The organism is Phenylobacterium sp., from assembly GCF_035944335.1.
In the GTDB taxonomy this organism is placed as follows: domain Bacteria; phylum Pseudomonadota; class Alphaproteobacteria; order Caulobacterales; family Caulobacteraceae; genus Phenylobacterium.
Map to the genome: position 1 here is coordinate 89,483 of NZ_DASZBG010000010.1, position 13,536 is coordinate 103,018.

15 protein-coding genes and 1 tRNA gene are annotated in these 13,536 nt (G+C 69.1%); 7 read left to right on the forward strand and 9 right to left on the reverse strand.

The window, feature by feature from the left end:
• Positions 1 to 25 precede the first annotated feature (25 nt).
• Complete coding sequence (locus tag VGT80_RS01840) at positions 26 to 2,398, reverse strand: TonB-dependent receptor (RefSeq protein ID WP_327452356.1); 2,373 nt, start codon at positions 2,396 to 2,398, stop codon at positions 26 to 28.
• A 138-nt stretch (positions 2,399 to 2,536) separates the two neighbouring features.
• Between VGT80_RS01840 and VGT80_RS01845 the strand changes: the two genes are divergently transcribed.
• Positions 2,537 to 3,304: a 2-oxo acid dehydrogenase subunit E2 gene (locus VGT80_RS01845; protein WP_327452358.1), complete on the forward strand. Its 768-nt coding sequence runs from the start codon at positions 2,537 to 2,539 to the stop codon at positions 3,302 to 3,304.
• Here VGT80_RS01845 and VGT80_RS01850 read toward each other — a convergent pair.
• A complete protein-coding gene (locus VGT80_RS01850; RefSeq protein ID WP_327452360.1) occupies positions 3,286 to 4,236 on the reverse strand; it encodes an SDR family oxidoreductase in 951 nt (316 codons plus the stop codon). The two genes, VGT80_RS01845 and VGT80_RS01850, sit on opposite strands and share 19 nt — an antisense overlap.
• A 118-nt stretch (positions 4,237 to 4,354) precedes the next feature.
• On the opposite strand from VGT80_RS01850, the gene VGT80_RS01855 reads away from it, so the two are divergent.
• The 3 genes from VGT80_RS01855 to VGT80_RS01865 are packed head-to-tail and all read left to right on the forward strand — an operon-like array spanning position 4,355 to position 6,957.
• Positions 4,355 to 5,530, forward strand: coding sequence for a serine hydrolase domain-containing protein (locus tag VGT80_RS01855; RefSeq protein ID WP_327452362.1), 1,176 nt, complete (start codon positions 4,355 to 4,357; stop codon positions 5,528 to 5,530).
• Positions 5,527 to 6,783, forward strand: coding sequence for a cytochrome P450 (locus VGT80_RS01860; RefSeq protein WP_327452364.1), 1,257 nt, complete (start codon positions 5,527 to 5,529; stop codon positions 6,781 to 6,783). The genes VGT80_RS01855 and VGT80_RS01860 overlap by 4 nt, the downstream gene beginning before the upstream one ends.
• 9 nt (positions 6,784 to 6,792) lie before the next feature.
• Positions 6,793 to 6,957: a rubredoxin gene (locus tag VGT80_RS01865; RefSeq protein ID WP_327452366.1), complete on the forward strand. Its 165-nt coding sequence runs from the start codon at positions 6,793 to 6,795 to the stop codon at positions 6,955 to 6,957.
• A 218-nt stretch (positions 6,958 to 7,175) separates the two neighbouring features.
• Here VGT80_RS01865 and VGT80_RS01870 read toward each other — a convergent pair.
• From VGT80_RS01870 to VGT80_RS01880, 3 genes are all read right to left on the reverse strand, one after another.
• Positions 7,176 to 7,265 (reverse strand) — tRNA-Ser (locus VGT80_RS01870).
• 43 nt (positions 7,266 to 7,308) lie between these two features.
• On the reverse strand, positions 7,309 to 8,184 hold the full coding sequence (locus VGT80_RS01875) for a hypothetical protein (RefSeq protein ID WP_327452368.1): 876 nt from the start codon (positions 8,182 to 8,184) through the stop codon (positions 7,309 to 7,311).
• A gap of 74 nt (positions 8,185 to 8,258) precedes the next feature.
• Positions 8,259 to 9,209: a tetratricopeptide repeat protein gene (locus VGT80_RS01880; RefSeq protein ID WP_327452370.1), complete on the reverse strand. Its 951-nt coding sequence runs from the start codon at positions 9,207 to 9,209 to the stop codon at positions 8,259 to 8,261.
• 138 nt (positions 9,210 to 9,347) lie between these two features.
• Between VGT80_RS01880 and msrA the strand changes: the two genes are divergently transcribed.
• Genes msrA through VGT80_RS01895 form a run of 3 tightly spaced genes read left to right on the forward strand, consistent with a single transcriptional unit; the run spans position 9,348 to position 10,704 of the window.
• Entirely contained in the window at positions 9,348 to 10,001 is a 654-nt protein-coding gene (msrA, locus tag VGT80_RS01885) for a peptide-methionine (S)-S-oxide reductase MsrA (protein WP_327452372.1), read from the forward strand.
• A 15-nt stretch (positions 10,002 to 10,016) separates the two neighbouring features.
• Positions 10,017 to 10,361 (forward strand): MmcQ/YjbR family DNA-binding protein, encoded by a 345-nt coding sequence (locus tag VGT80_RS01890; RefSeq protein WP_327452374.1) that lies wholly within the window; start codon positions 10,017 to 10,019, stop codon positions 10,359 to 10,361.
• Positions 10,342 to 10,704: an MmcQ/YjbR family DNA-binding protein gene (locus VGT80_RS01895; RefSeq protein WP_327452376.1), complete on the forward strand. Its 363-nt coding sequence runs from the start codon at positions 10,342 to 10,344 to the stop codon at positions 10,702 to 10,704. Before VGT80_RS01890 ends, VGT80_RS01895 begins: the two co-directional genes overlap by 20 nt.
• On the opposite strand, the gene VGT80_RS01900 is transcribed toward VGT80_RS01895, so the two are convergent.
• The 4 genes from VGT80_RS01900 to VGT80_RS01915 all read right to left on the reverse strand — a co-directional run bounded on the left by VGT80_RS01900 (position 10,701) and on the right by VGT80_RS01915 (position 13,452).
• Positions 10,701 to 11,405, reverse strand: a complete 705-nt coding sequence (locus VGT80_RS01900; RefSeq protein WP_327452378.1) for a DUF599 domain-containing protein — start codon at positions 11,403 to 11,405, stop codon at positions 10,701 to 10,703. The two genes, VGT80_RS01895 and VGT80_RS01900, sit on opposite strands and share 4 nt — an antisense overlap.
• Before the next feature lie 7 nt (positions 11,406 to 11,412).
• Positions 11,413 to 12,687 (reverse strand): MFS transporter, encoded by a 1,275-nt coding sequence (locus VGT80_RS01905; RefSeq protein WP_327452380.1) that lies wholly within the window; start codon positions 12,685 to 12,687, stop codon positions 11,413 to 11,415.
• A gap of 121 nt (positions 12,688 to 12,808) precedes the next feature.
• Complete coding sequence (locus tag VGT80_RS01910) at positions 12,809 to 12,967, reverse strand: DUF3309 family protein (protein WP_327452382.1); 159 nt, start codon at positions 12,965 to 12,967, stop codon at positions 12,809 to 12,811.
• Positions 12,968 to 13,056: 89 nt separating this feature from the next.
• The gene (locus VGT80_RS01915; protein WP_327452383.1) at positions 13,057 to 13,452 is read right to left on the reverse strand and encodes a DUF983 domain-containing protein; all 396 of its coding nucleotides are present in this window, start codon (positions 13,450 to 13,452) and stop codon (positions 13,057 to 13,059) included.
• Between the last annotated feature and the right edge of the window lie 84 nt (positions 13,453 to 13,536).

Genomic DNA, 13,536 nt, shown 5'->3' on the forward strand with positions numbered 1-13,536 from the left:
TGGGTATCCGACCGTCCCGTTCTCCTCAGAAGCGGTAGGTGACCTCGGCGCCGTAGGTGCGCGGGTCGCCGGGCAGGTAGGCCGTGATCCCCAGGGCCGTGTCCTGCAGCGCCAGGAAGCGCTGGTAGTACTTCGTGTTTCCGAGGTTGCGGCCAAAGATGCCGAGCTCGAGGCGCCCGCCCTGCAGGGTGAGCGTCGCCTGGCCGTTGATCAGGCCGTAGCCGGGGATGCGATTGGTGTCCGGGTTGGTCGCCCCGAACAGACCGGCGCCAACCAGCGGCCCCACCGAATAGGTCGTCCCGCGATAGGCGTAGTCCAGGTGCAGGTTGAGGTCCCCCGGTCCGACCGGCGTGGTGTAGTCGGCCGACAGCGTATAGGCGACCTTCGGCGCGTAGTTGAACGGCGTGGCGCTGACATCGAGCGAGGTCGTGGGCGTCAGCGGGACGTTGAAGGTCTTGTACTTCGGGTCGAGGAAGGTCGCCGCGGCGCTGAGCTGCAGGCCGCGGACCGGCAGCACCGTCAGTTCCACCTCCAGGCCTTTGATCTCGGCCGTGGCGGCGTTCTGGATGCCCGACGACAGCACCGTTGAGCCCGGCACCACCACCGGCACGTTGCGTTGGACGTTCTGGTAGTCGGTGTAGAAGGCCGCCGCGTTGAACCGCATGCGGCGGTCCAGGAGGTCGAGCTTGGCGCCCGTCTCGTAGTCGGTGACCTTCTCGGGCGCGAAGCCCACCGCCGGACCGCCAGTGACCGCGCGGGTGTTGAAACCGCCGGATTTATAGGCGCGACTGGTCTTGGCGTAGAGGAAGACGCCCTCCATCGCCTGCCAGTCGAAGCCGGCGGTGTAGGAGACGTAGTTGAAGCTCTTGTCGTTGGTGGCCTGGCAGAACACGCCCGGGTCCAAGGTCGAGGCGGCCATGCTGCAGGTGAAATTGCCGCTGTTGCCGGGGTTTTCGGCGCGGTTCATCCGCTTGATCCAGCGATAGTCGTCCGTGTAGCGCAGGCCGCCGGTGAACCGCAGGTCGTCGGTGATCTTGTAGGTCAGCTGGCCATAGACGGCCGAGCTGCGGTTGCGAACATAGGCCTCGTTGTAGCCGAGCGCCGCGCTCAGCGGGAACACCGAGTAGCTCTTCGACTTGTCGAGCCCGTGCTCGGCGAAATAGAAGGCGCCGCCGATATAGTTCAGCCGCCCGTCGAGGATGTCGCCGGTAAGCTGCAGCTCCTGCGAGATCTGGTCTTGCTTGATGAAGTTGCCGTCGGTGAGCGCGAGGCCGCCGGAGAAGACATAGGGGGTGCCGTCGTTGTCGGAGATCGCGGCGGTGCGGATCGCGCGCCAGGCGGTGATCGACTTCAGCTTCAGGTGCTCGGCCAGGTCGATGTCGACCGTGGCGCTGAGCCCGCCGGTCTTCGCGTTGCCGTAGATGCCCGGCATGCTGTTGTAGACGTCCCAGAAGTGGCCCTTGCCGATCACGTCGACCGCATAGTTGGCCAGGCTGTCGCCGGCCGGCCCCTTGAAGGGGCAGGTCGCCCGCGCGTTCGGCCCTGAGCAGATCGCCACCAAGGCGCCGTTGGTGCCGGTGGGAGTGAACGACTTCAGGCCGACGATCTCGCCGCCGGTCCGGCGGTCGGTGTAGTCGCCCTCGATGAGAGCCCGGAAGATCTGGTCGTGCGGCGCGATCAGCAGCGAGCCCCGGAAGAAGTCGGTCTTGTCCGAGCCAATCGACTGGTTGAAGGCCAGGTTGTGGCCATAGCCGTCGTGCTGGCTGTGCTGGAAGACGCCGCGGAACGCCAGCTGGTCGCCGACGATGGGCAGGTTCGCCATGCCCGTGGCTTCCCAGGCGCCGAAGTTGCCGTAGCGCAGCCGGGCCATGCCCTCGAACTCCGCGGTGGGCTTCTTGGAGATGAGGTTGATCGCCCCGCCCGTGGTGTTGCGCCCGAACAGGGTTCCCTGGGGGCCGCGCAGCACCTCGACGCGCTCCACGTCGACGAAGTTGAACAGGGCGCCGGACGACCGGGCCACATAGACCCCATCGGCATAGACGCCCACCGACTGGTCGACGGCGATCAGGCCGTCCGGCGAAGCCTGGCCACGCAGCGAGAAGGCGGCCGAGCCGGGCTGGGCCACGGCGGGCTGGACGACCAGACCCGGAGCGATGTTCTGCAGCTGATCGACGCGCGTGATCTGCGCCCGATCCAGGCTGGCGCCGGTGGTGGCAGTGACCGCGACCGGCGTCCGCTGCAGGTTCTCCTCCTGGCGGCGGGCGGTGACCACGATCTGCTCTACCTGGGTCTGGCCGGCGCTCGGGCCGTCAGCGGCGGCTGCGGTCGCTGCATTCGCGGCTGTCGACGCGATACTGGCCACCCCCGCCAGGAGCGCCGCGGTAAGGGTCTTCCCCATGGTTTCCTCCGTGCCTGGCTTGCGACCGGGCTTGTTCGTTGCCCGCTATCAAGCGGTCACTTTACATACCGACGCTATGGACCGAATGCAATAACTTATATACCTACGTTGACGAATTGCCATTTCATGGAGTCTGACATGACCCAGGCGGCCGGCCTATCGGCCAAGGTTCGCATGCCGTCGGAGGCGCAGGCGGCGGCGCTGGAGGCCGCTGGCATCGCCCGGGGCTCGTACCGCTTCGAGCCTCTGACGCCGCTGCGCCGCGCCATCGCGGCCCGGACCGCAGAGTCCGCGCGCGAGGTCCCGCATTTCCCGATCGTCATGGACGTCGACGTCGACGCGGCGCTTGCCCTGCGCCAGGCGCTGAACGCGGAGGGCGAAACGCGGATTTCGCTGAACGATCTAGTCGTGCGCGCTTGCGCGCTCGCGCTAGCGCGTACCCCCGAGGCTAATGTCAGCTACACGCCCGAGGGACTGGTTTGCCACGCCCACGCCGACATCGCGGTGGCCGTGGCGGTGGAGGGCGGACTGCTCACCCCGATCGTGCGCAGCGCCGAGGCCAAGAGCGTTCGTGAGATCTCGGACGAGATCGCCGAGCTGGCGCGCCGGGCCCGGACCCGCCGGCTGCTGCCGGACGAATACACCGGAGGCACCTTCACGGTTTCCAATCTCGGGATGTTTGGGGTCCGCGCCTTCGGATCGATCCTCAATCCGCCGCAGGCTTGCATTCTGTCGGTGGCCGCCGCCGAGCCGCGGCTGGCGCCCCGCGACGGCGCGGTCGTAACCGTCACCCAGATGACCGTCACCTTGACCTGCGATCACCGGGCGGTGGACGGGGCGACCGGCGCCCGGCTGCTGCAGGCCTTCCGCGAGCTAATGGAAGCGCCTCAGGCGCTGGCCGGCTGAGTCCCCGCGAAGGCGTTTCGCACCCCGCCCAGCAGGTAGGCCGCCACGCTCGGCCGGTCGAGGGCGTCGAGGGTCCAGCCACCCGGCTCGAAGCTTGCCCGCTGCAGCTCCGGCTCCGGCATCAGGCCGAGTTCCTGTCCGGCGACATAGAATTCCCGCCCGTTGGCTGCCGCAGCGCCGGCGGTGCACAGCCAGACGGCGACCGCCGCCACCTGTTCGGGCCCAGGTGGCGGACTGTCCGGCGAGGGCCAGCGGTTCCAGAGCGGGGGGATGCCCAGTCGCGCCGAGGTCGCCAGCGACTCGATCATCGCCGGCGTCGACATCTGCGAGCCGCCCGCCATGGGCCTGAGCGCGTTGCAGCGGACGCCAAAGGGACCGAGGTCGCGAGCCGCAGAGCGGGTCAGGCCGACGACGGCCTCCTTGGCGGCCGCATAGGCCGTGTTGCCGCGGTGCCCGAAGCCGGAGGGCGAGGCCATGTTGACCACCACGCCCGCCTTCTGGCGCAGGAAGTGCGGCGCGGCATGATGGATCATGCCTGCGTAACCCTTCAGGTTCACCGCCAGGACGACGTCGAGGTCGGCCTGCGTCATCTCCGCGATCCCGCCGGGGCGAGCGATGCCGGCGTTGTTCAGCACCAGGTCGATGCGCCCGAAGCCGCTGACCGCGGCCTCCACCAGGCGGGCGGCGCCCTCGAAGCCATCGATGCTGGAGGTCTCGGCCAGCACCTCGCCGCCCTCCGCGCGCAGCGCCTCGGCCGCGCGCATGGCGACGCCTTCATCGCGGCCGCCGCCGCCGGGTCCGCCGCCCAGGTCGTTGACAACCACCTTGGCGCCCTCGCGCACCAGCAAGCTTGCGATGGCAAAGCCGATGCCGCGCCCGGCGCCGGTGACCACCGCGACCTTGCCGGCCAACCGGCCTACGCTTCCCGCCATGGAGCCCTCCCCTAATCATCTAACTTATTGGGCGACGAACTTGCCGTTGTATAGCACCCACTATACAGTCATGCCATCGCCACGAGCGGGAGCCAATCCGTCGGCGGGAGGAGGCGACATGGGCGTCCAGGTCTTGGCTGATCGCGTGGCGGAGGCGCCGCTCCTGGTGCGCCGCGCGCTGGAGGATGCCGTGGCCGCCGGCCGCGAGACGGGGATCCAGGTCTGCGCCTATCTGGGCGGCCGGCAGGTGCTGGACGTCTGGGCGGGCCTCGCCGATCCGTCCATCGGACAGCCCGTCGACGGCGACACCTTGTTCAACGTCTTCTCGGTGACAAAGGCGATCACCGCCACCGCCTTGCACATCCAGGCCGAGCGCGGCCTCGTCGATTACGACGCGCCGATCGCCGACTACTGGCCGGAGTTCGCAGCGCACGGCAAGGGTGCAGCCACAGTGCGCCACGCGCTCACCCACCGTGTCGGCGTGCCGCAGATGCCGGCCGGCGTGAGCCCGGAAATGATGTGCGACTGGGACGCCATGGCGATCGCCATCGCTGACCTGCCGCCGCTGTTCCCAGTGGGCGAGACGACCGCCTACCAGTCGATGACCTTCGGCTGGATCGTGGGCGAGATCGTCCGGCGCACGGACCCGAGGCGCCGCGCCTTCGCCGATTTCGTCCGCCAGGAGATCGCTGAGCCGCTGGGCTGCGCCGACCTCTGGCTGGGTATCCCCCGGGCCGCGGAGCCGCGCATCGCCCGCCTCAGCGACGCCAACGCCTCCGATCCGCCGCCGCCGGCCGACAGCCTGTTCGCGGCCTCCATGCCGCCCGCCGTCGCCCTGGTTCCGGCGGTGTTCGAACGGCCCGACGTGCGCCGCGCCTGCATCCCAGGCGTCGGGGGCATCTTCACCGCCCGCAGCCAGGCGCGCTTCTTCGCCATGCTGGCGGGCGGCGGTGAACTGCACGGCGTGCGCCTGCTCTCCGCCGAGCGCGTGGCTTCGTTCAGCGTCCCGCGCGCCATGAGCGACGAACCGGACCCGGTGATGTTCGGCATCCCGCTGCCGATCAGCCAGGGCGGCTACTGGCTGGGCGGACCCAAGGTCGGGAGCCCGCGCGCCGTCTGGCATCCGGGCGCCGGCGGCTCGATCGGCTGGGCGGACCCCGACACCGGCCTTGCCGTCGCGATCTGCCACAACCGCATGTTCAACACACGCGACCCCGCGGCGGACCCGATCCTGCCGATCTGCGAGGCGATCCGCTCCGCCCTGGGGCTCTCCCGAAACGAGGAACGGCCATGAACGCCCCCGTCCTGCCGATCCCGCGCATCGCCGACATGGACGATCCGGCCTTCGATCCGTTCATGGCGGAGGAGCTGGTCTATGGCGACCTGGCCGATCCCTATCCGCGGATCGCTGCCCTTCGCGAGGCGGGGCCGGTACATCCGGGCGCCTACCGCGAGCTCTTCACGGACCGGCCGGACCCGACGCTCGGCCGCTTCATCCACCACAGCGTGTTTGGCTACGAGGCCGTGAGCCGCGTGCTCACCGATCCCGAGACCTTCACCAACGAGGCCTTCCAGCACAACCTCGGCCTGAGCTTCGGCCGCACGATCTCCACCATGGATGCGCCTGAGCACCCGGCCTACCGGCGCATCTTCCAGAAGGCCTTCCTGCCGCAAGTCGTGGCGACCTGGGGCGAGAGCCTGGTCGATCCGGTGGTGCAGACACTGGTGTCGGCTTTCGAGGGCCGGGGCCGCGCAGACCTCGTGCGGGACTTCACCCTGCACTACCCGTTCAACATCATCTATCGCCAGCTCGAGCTGCCGGCGGAGGACGTGAAGACCTTCCACAAGCTGGCCGTCGGCCTCACCGTGATGGTGGTCGACATGGAGAGCGGGCTGGAGGCAAGCCGCAAGCTCGGCGACTATTTCGCAGCCCTGGTGACCGAGCGCCGGCGCTCACCCGACGCGGGTCTGGTGAGCGTGCTGGCCACCGCCGAGGCCGACGGCCAGCGGATCCCGGACGAGGTCCTGATCTCCTTCCTGCGGCAGCTGATGAACGCCGGCGGAGACACGACCTATCGCGCGACCAGCGTGCTGCTGGCCTGCCTGTTGTCCAACCCCGAGCAGCTGGAGGCCGTTCGCCGCGACCGCGGCCTGGTCCCCAAGGCGATCGACGAGGCGCTGCGCTGGGACGGACCGGTCACCTCCACCTGGCGCTGGGTGGCCCGGGACGTGGAGCTGGGCGGCGTGGCGCTCAAGGCGGGCACCGTGGTCGACGTGGTGCTGGGCTCGGCCAACCGCGATCCGCTGCGTTATCCGGACCCGGACCGCTTCGACATCTTCCGCGAGCAGCCGCCGCGTCACTTGGCCTTCGCCACGGGACCCCATGTCTGCATTGGCCAGCACCTGGCCCGCGTGGAGATGAGCCGGGCGTTAAACGCGCTTCTGGACCGACTGCCGAACCTTCGCCTTGATCCGCACATGCCGCCGCCGGAGATTCGCGGCTTCCTGCTGCGCAAGCCTCGGCACATCCACGTCCTTTTCGACTGACGTCCGGCGATGAAGCGCTGGATGTGCGCCAACTGCGGCTGGACCTACGACGAAGCGCTCGGCGATCCGGACAGCGGCGTGCCGCCCGGCACGGCTTGGAGCGAGGTCCCAGGGTCATGGCGCTGCCCGGATTGCGGGGCGACCAAGGTTGAGTTCGAGATGGTGGAACTCTGAAGGGGGCGGCGAACCGCCTCGCCCCCACGATTGCTCGCTTTGCGCCTGGCCATCGGAGGCTTGATCCGCGCCGTTTCGCCTCGGCGACTCGGCGATGCTGCGCCGCCGTTTGTATCCCGGCGCTTCGGACGCGTTCAGCGTGCCTTCGGGAAGGTCATTCTCGGGTGGCCCTGCCGGTCGTTTCGTTGGTAGCTAGCAGCCGGTCCCTCCAGACTGCGTGGCGGTGAGAGTGGGATTCGAACCCACGTTACGGTTTCCCGTAAACACGCTTTCCAAGCGTGCGCCTTCAGCCACTCGGCCACCTCACCCCACGGCGTCACCGTCGGAAGGCGTGCGAATATAGGAGGAGGGCTAGCCGGGCAAGCGCCGCCGGGCGGCCTGCGTCAAGCGGGCCGGATTGAACAGCGAGGCCGCCGCCTTGGCCGAGAGTTGGGCCTCCAGCCTGCGCGAATCCGAGAGCCAGCCATCGAGCCTGGCCGTGACGTCCGGCCGGTGGGCGCGGATGGCGTCCTGCAGGTCGGCGAGGCGGCGGTCGGCGGCGCGGATCTGCTGGCGCGAGGGGCTGAGCGCAGGACCTGCGAAGCGCTCGTCGATCAGCCCCAGGCGGGTGCGCGCCGAGGCCAGCATCAGCACCGCGGCGGGGCCGTCGCCGGCGGCGAGCTCGCCGTTTGCCGCGGCTATGGCGCGCCGCGCATCGGTGAGGAAATAGGCGACGCTGAGCGGCTCGGTCGCCGCCTTCGGACAGGCGGCGGGGCTGAGCGCGCGGACATAGTCGGCCAAGCCCGCAAGCACCGCCTTCGGCGGCTCGGGTCCGTCGAACTCCTCGGTGACCAGGCCGTGGATGAAGTACTCGAGCCGGCTGTTCGCCCGGCTCTGATCGACCTTCAGCCGGGTCTTCGGCCCGCTGAGATCGGGGATGGGTTTGGGATTGTCGATGCCGTCGCCGCGGTGGGTGGAGAACAGGGAGTCGGTGACGTCCGCCGTGCCCGGCGCGCCGGAGACGCCGGGGAACAGGAAGGTCGGATTGCTGCGTCCGGCCTTATGGCAGGTTTCGCAATTGACGCCGGCGCGGGCCGCCTGGCCGCCCAGCAGCACCGGCGTGCGGAACGCCGCGCGGCCGACCTCGACGCTGAGGCGCCGGGCTGGATCGGCAGGCAAGGCCAGGCACTCGGTCGGGACGTGCGCGAAGGTCGCCACCGGATCGACGTCCCGGGGCGCCCAGCGCATGCCGCGGATCGGCGGCTCAGCGGGGCTGGCCGCCAGCGCGATCGCGCCCGCCGCGGCCAGGATAAGGCCGAAACCTAGTGCTGCGGATCGCGCCCGAGCTCGATCCAACGGCGCAGTTCCTCTTCGTCGGCGCAGCCGAAGGCGCAGATCCTGTCGAGCTTGGCGAGCAGCTTCCTGGCGCCGGCGATGTCGCCGCGCTCCACCTTCAGCTCGCCATAGTATTCGGTGGCGCCCATGTGATTGGGGGCGATGGCGAGGGCCTGCTTGTAGTACTGCTCGGCGCGGGCGTAGTCGCCCTTCTTGCGCCAGGTGTAGCCCTCGTAGGTGAGGATATCCGGATGCGGGCCGAATGCGGCCTGGGCCTGGGACAGCGACCTCAGCGCCTCGTCGTAGCGCTTCTCGTTGATCAGGCTGACGGCCTGCACATAGGCCGCGTCGCCGGACTTCGGCCCGCCGAACAGCATCGGGCCGGTCAGGGCCGCGCTGGGCTTGGTCACGGGCGCGCCGCCCACGGCGCCTTCCACTTCCTGGGTGATGGCCTTCAGCGTCGCGGCGTCCGCGCAGGTGTCGCCGCAGGCCTGCACCTTGGCCTTCAGCCAGTCGACCTCGCCTTGAGCCTTGGCGTCCTTGAGGTTGGCCAGCGCCAGGCCGAGGCCGGCGTGGGCGACCACATTGTCGGGCGCCAGCTTGACCATCTTCTCGTAGGCGCGCCGCGAGCCCTTCCAGTCGTTGTCGCCGGCCTTGGCGGCTCCCAGCAGGTGCCAGGCGTCGGGGTTCTTCGGCGCGGCGTCGGTGACGTGTTCGGCCGCGCGGGCGGCGTCGCGGTACTGCTTGGCCTTCATGGCCGTGACCGCCTTGGCATACTCGGCGGCCGGGTCGTACTGGGGCGCCGAGACGCTGGGCATCGACGTGCCGCCGCCACCCCCCCCGCCGCCGCCCGAAGCCAGGGCGGTCGTCGCGCCCAGGGCCGCGCTCACGGCCAGAACCGCACTCGCCAGCAGAACCGTCTTCAGGGTCGTCGCCATGGCGGACCTCCTCCCGTAACCGTGTTCGATGCCGACCTTGGCACGAAAGTTCCCGAACGTCAGCTAGCCAGCGGCGGCCGGTGCAAACGTGATCGCCACGTCCTATGTTGGACGCGCCGACCAGGAGACCTATTCCCCATGCTGTTCGCCAAGAAATCGCTCGAGCTGCCGACGGCGGAAGCCGCACTGCCGGGCCGCGCGCACCCGATCCCCACCGCCGAAACCCATTTCCTGAACGGTCATCCGCTCAAGGGGCCCTATCCGGACGGTCTGGAGACCGCCTATTTCGCCATGGGCTGTTTCTGGGGCGAGGAGCAGAAGTTCTGGCAGGTCCCCGGCGTCTGGGTGACCGCCGTCGGCTATCAGCAGGGCCTGACCCCCAACCCGACCTACGAGGAAGTCTGCTCCGGCCGCACGGGCCAGGCTGAGGCCGTGATGGTGGTCTTCGACCCGCGGGTGGTGACCTATGGCGCCCTGCTGAAGGTGTTCTGGGAGGGCCACGATCCGACCCAGGGCATGCGTCAGGGTAACGATATCGGCACCCAATACCGCTCCGGCCTCTATGTGGTGAACGACGCCCAGGCCGCAGAGGCCGAGGCTTCGCGGGAGGCCTACCAGCAGGCTCTGTCGAAACAGGGCTTCGGAAAGATCACGACCGAGATCGCCCCGGCCGGCCCGTTCTATTTCGCCGAGGACTACCACCAGCAGTACCTGGCCAAGAACCCGGGGGGCTACTGCGGGATCGGCGGCACCGGCGTCACCTGCCCGATCGGGGTGGGGGTCGGGGCCTGAAACAGGAGTTGCGGCGTGACGAAGGATGAGCTGCACGCCGCGGCCCTGGCGCTGCCGGGCGCGACGATGAACGTGCAGTGGGGCGACGACCACATCTACAAGGTGGGCGGCAAGATCTTTGTCGGCTGCGACGGCGCCTATAGGACCCTGACCGTCAAGGCGACGGAGATCGCCTTCGAGGCGCTCACCGCCAGCGGCCGGGCCACGCCCTCGCGCTATACCGGCCGCCACGGCTGGATCACCTTCCACGACCTCGCGGCGCTCGACGCCGAGGAGGTCCGCGGCTGGCTGAAGACCTCGCACGACCTGGTGTCGGCCAATCTCACCAAGGCGCAGAAAAATGAGCTGGGGCTCGCCTGAAATGGACCGGGCGGGGATCGAGCAGATCGCCTTCGCCCTGCCGGCGGTGACGCGGGTCGTCCAGTGGGGCGGTTCCGACGTCTACAAGGTGGGCGGCAAGGTGTTCGGCATCTGCGGTGACGAGGCGATCTCGTTCAAGGTCAGCGAGATCGGCTTCGTGGTGCTGACCGAGGCGGGCGGGCCGGGCCGCCAGGCGCCCTATTGCGCCAAGGGCCAGTGGGTGGCCGTCGATTTCACCCAGGCCGACGACGAGGACTTCAAGGGCTGGCTGGCCACCGCCCACTCGCTGATCTCCGGCAAGCTGACGAAGAAGGCGCGCGTCGAACTGGGCCTCGGGTCCTAGGGCCGTTCGAGCAGGCGGCGCAGGTCGGCGACGGCGCGGGCGGCCGGCGAGCGGCGCTGGCGCCAGACCAGCAATCCCACCGCGCCGAAGGTGGCGACCAGGAAGGCCGGGGCGCCGAACAGCCAGGCGGCCGCGGCGAGCGCGAAATAGTAGGCCCTGACGCCGGCGTTGAAGGACGACAGCGCCGGATTGAGCAGACGCGCGGTGATGTCGCCGAAGGTGTGGTGATGCTCCGGCTCCACCTGCACCGGCACTGAGCCGATGGCGGCGATGCAGTAGTTGAGCTGGCGGATGGCCCAAATCAGGTCGAGGAGGCCCCGCGCCAGGCAGATCAGCACCAGGGCGAGTTGCGCCTCGAACAGGGCCCGCGACGAGGTCTGGATCACCACCAGGCTGGAGGCCGTCCGGAAGGTCCGTTCGCCGCCGAACAGCGCCCCGGAGATGGCGGCGATCAGGATCAGGTTCGACGAGGTGAAGAAGGAGGCCGAGTTCAGGGTCTGGCCCAGCAGCTGGCCGTCCATGAACCGGTTCTCGCGTCCGACCATGTTGCGCATCCAGGCGGCGCGGATGACGGTCATGTCGGTGTTGATCGTGCCGCCGGCCCGCCGGGCGAGCTGTTTCAACAGCGGCTCGTAGAACAGCCACGCGACCAGGAAGAGCCCCAGCGCGGCGAGGTCCAATGGGCGCAGGGCGAGGGCCACGGCCAGGTCAGTCCTCCTCGATCAGGCTGGTGACATTGGTGTTGCGCAGGCGCGCCGCGGTGAGCGCGCCGGCCAGCATCACGACCGCAACATAGATGTAGAAGCCGCTCTCGACGCCGGCCTTCTTCAGCCATTCGGCGACATATTCCGCGGTGCCGCCGAAGACCGCGTTGCCCAGCGCATAGGGCAGGGAGACGCCCAGCGCACGGATGTGAGCCGGGAACAGCTCGGCCTTGATGACCGCGTTCACCGCCGCATAGCCCGAATGGCAGAGCGTCAGGATCATCACCAGGCCGAAGGCGGCGCCCGCGGCGTGGGCGTGGCTGATGGCGGTCATCACCGGATAGGTGGCCAGCCCGCCCAGCGCCAGGCCGACCGCCATGGTGGTCCTGCGGCCCACATGGTCGGAGAGCCAGCCGACGGCGGGCTGGATCAGCATGTAGAGGACCAGCACCGCCAGCATGATCGCCGTGCCGGTGTCCTTGGAGAAGCCCGCGGTATTGACCAGGAACTTCTGCATGTAGGTCGTGTAGGCATAGAAGCTGAGCGAGCCGGCCGCGGTCAGCACCAGGATGATGGCGAACTCGCGCGGGTGCTCGCGCAGCAGGGTCATCGTGCGGCCGCGCTGGGCGCTGGCGATCGTCTCGGCGAGGTAGGCGCGGGTCTCCTCCAGGCCCAGCCGCATCCAGAAGACCACCACCGCCAGCGCCCCGCCAACCGCGAACGGGATGCGCCAGCCCCAGGCCTCCAGCGCGGACTTGGAGAGGGTGTGCTGGATGAGCACCAGCACCAGCAGGGCCGCGACCTGGCCGCCGATCAGGCTGGTGTACTGGAAGGACGACCAGAAGCCGCGATGCTTCCGTCCGGCCATCTCGCTCATGTAGGTGGCGCTGGCGCCGTATTCGCCGCCCAGCGACAGGCCCTGGATCAGCCGGGCCAGCAGCAGGCCAAGCTGTGCGGCCACCCCGATCTGGGCATAGGTCGGCAGGACGGCGATGGCGAAGGAGCCCAGGCTCATCAGCGCCACCGAGAGGGTCAGCGAGGCGCGGCGGCCGGCGCGGTCGGCATAGACGCCCATCAGCCAGGCCCCGATCGGCCGCATGATGAAGCCCGCCGCGAAGATCGCCGCGGTCTGCAGCTGCTGGGCGACGGCGTCGCCCTTGGGGAAGAAGTGGGCGGCGAAATAGAGGCTGGTCGAGGAATAGGCGAACCAGTCGTACCACTCGACGAGGTTGCCGGCCGAGCCGCCGAGGATCGCCTTGATGCGACGAAGCGGCGACATGGCTCCCGCGCCATGCGCCGCTTCACTTGCCGTTCGGCTGACCGCCATGCGTCCCCCGTCAATCGGGGGATGCTAGCGGCCTATGCGCACAAGCCAAAGGGGCGAGCGCCAAGCAGGTCCTTTAGATGCGCCCCATGAAGACCAGAACCAGGATGATCACCAGAATCAGCCCCAGGCCGCCGGAAGGGAAATAGCCCCAGCTGCGGGAATAGCCCCAGCTCGGCAGGGCGCCGATCAGGGCGAGGATCAGAAGTATGATCAGGATGGTGCCAAGGCCCACGTAGCTCTCCTTCGTGTCGCGCCCCGACTTGGCCGTAGTCAACCCGCGGCCCACAGCGGAGGTTCCGGCGGGGTGTGCGCGGAGAAAAGCTAGTCCACGGCGTCGGCGGTATGCAGCGCGGCGTCCGTATCCTTCACGCCGAGCGCATACATCAGCCCGACCCAGCCGCCCTTGACGCGGGGCAGGGCGGTCAGGGTCACGGCGGCCAGGCCGCCCATGATGATCGGCAGGGAATAGAGCGGGTTCGAGCGCCAGATGATCGGGAAGATCAGCATCGGCGCCACGACCAGGTGGCCCATGAGGAGGATGGTCAGATAGGCCGGACCGTCGTCGGCGGGATAGCGGGCGAGGTCCTGGTCGCAGGCTTCGCAGCGGCCGTTGACCTTCAGGTACTTCCAGAACAGCCGGCCCTGGCCGCAGGCCGGGCAACGCCCCTTCACCCCGCGGAACACCGAGGGCGCCAGGGCATGGGAAATCTCTTGCATGATGGCCGCCATATGGCCCCGGCCACGCCGCGGCGGAAGGGCCTGGGCGCTTCGGCCGCGGTTATTCTTGACCCAGCGCCCGGC

What these genes read in the sequence shown, in the direction of transcription:
- msrA (WP_327452372.1), top strand. Translation starts at nt 9,348, where the DNA reads ATGCTGTTCGCCAAGAAATCGCTCGAGCTGCCGACGGCGGAAGCCGCA.
- VGT80_RS01895 (WP_327452376.1), top strand. Translation starts at nt 10,342, where the DNA reads ATGAGCTGGGGCTCGCCTGAAATGGACCGGGCGGGGATCGAGCAGATC.
- VGT80_RS01915 (WP_327452383.1), bottom strand. Translation starts at nt 13,452, where the DNA reads ATGCAAGAGATTTCCCATGCCCTGGCGCCCTCGGTGTTCCGCGGGGTG.
- VGT80_RS01880 (WP_327452370.1), bottom strand. Translation starts at nt 9,209, where the DNA reads ATGGCGACGACCCTGAAGACGGTTCTGCTGGCGAGTGCGGTTCTGGCC.
- VGT80_RS01865 (WP_327452366.1), top strand. Translation starts at nt 6,793, where the DNA reads ATGAAGCGCTGGATGTGCGCCAACTGCGGCTGGACCTACGACGAAGCG.
- VGT80_RS01845 (WP_327452358.1), top strand. Translation starts at nt 2,537, where the DNA reads ATGACCCAGGCGGCCGGCCTATCGGCCAAGGTTCGCATGCCGTCGGAG.
- VGT80_RS01860 (WP_327452364.1), top strand. Translation starts at nt 5,527, where the DNA reads ATGAACGCCCCCGTCCTGCCGATCCCGCGCATCGCCGACATGGACGAT.
- VGT80_RS01840 (WP_327452356.1), bottom strand. Translation starts at nt 2,398, where the DNA reads ATGGGGAAGACCCTTACCGCGGCGCTCCTGGCGGGGGTGGCCAGTATC.
- VGT80_RS01905 (WP_327452380.1), bottom strand. Translation starts at nt 12,687, where the DNA reads ATGTCGCCGCTTCGTCGCATCAAGGCGATCCTCGGCGGCTCGGCCGGC.
- VGT80_RS01875 (WP_327452368.1), bottom strand. Translation starts at nt 8,184, where the DNA reads ATGCGCTGGGCGCCCCGGGACGTCGATCCGGTGGCGACCTTCGCGCAC.
- VGT80_RS01850 (WP_327452360.1), bottom strand. Translation starts at nt 4,236, where the DNA reads ATGGCGGGAAGCGTAGGCCGGTTGGCCGGCAAGGTCGCGGTGGTCACC.
- VGT80_RS01855 (WP_327452362.1), top strand. Translation starts at nt 4,355, where the DNA reads ATGGGCGTCCAGGTCTTGGCTGATCGCGTGGCGGAGGCGCCGCTCCTG.